Raw genomic sequence first — 567 nt, 5'->3', positions numbered from 1 at the left:
AGAAACCAATTAACCCTGTCATACCTACACTATATGGGTTATCCCATTCAATATGCTCTTTACCACGTAATGCGTGTACAACTGGGGCTTTCAATGTTTCCGCTAGTTTGATCACTTCATCGTGTGCGCCTGCACAGCCAGCACCACAGAACAGCGTGATATTTGTTGATTGATTTAGTGCATCTGCCAATTTTGCAATTTCAGAGTGCTGAGGCATGATCAATGGAGCCTGTGGCTGATACCATGTATCAACCGCATTCTCAGGCGCGTCGCGTAATGCGATATCACCCGGTAATACGATCACAGAAACGCCTCTTTCTAGGATGGCTTTGCGCATTGCAATACCGAGAACTTGTGGCAATTGCTCTGGGTTAGAAATCATTTCACAATAATGACTGCACTCACGGAATAGCTCTGTTGGGTGAGTTTCTTGGAAGTAATTGCTACCAATCTCACTTGATGGGATATGTGCAGCAATGGCCAATACTGGCACGCGGTTACGATGGCAATCATATAACCCATTAATAAGGTGCATGTTACCTGGACCACAAGAACCCGCACAAACCG

At 45.5% G+C, this 567-nt stretch carries 1 protein-coding gene; it reads right to left on the bottom strand.

Annotated features, from left to right (window positions below):
• The coding region (locus ABN217_RS19975; RefSeq protein ID WP_349459965.1) for a thiamine pyrophosphate-binding protein at positions 1-567 on the bottom strand (567 nt) is incomplete at both ends.

The sequence above is a fragment of the Proteus sp. fly-1067 genome (assembly GCF_040139345.1).
Classification (GTDB): domain Bacteria; phylum Pseudomonadota; class Gammaproteobacteria; order Enterobacterales; family Enterobacteriaceae; genus Proteus; species Proteus vulgaris_B.
This window is presented reverse-complemented; position numbering and strand designations above follow the sequence as displayed.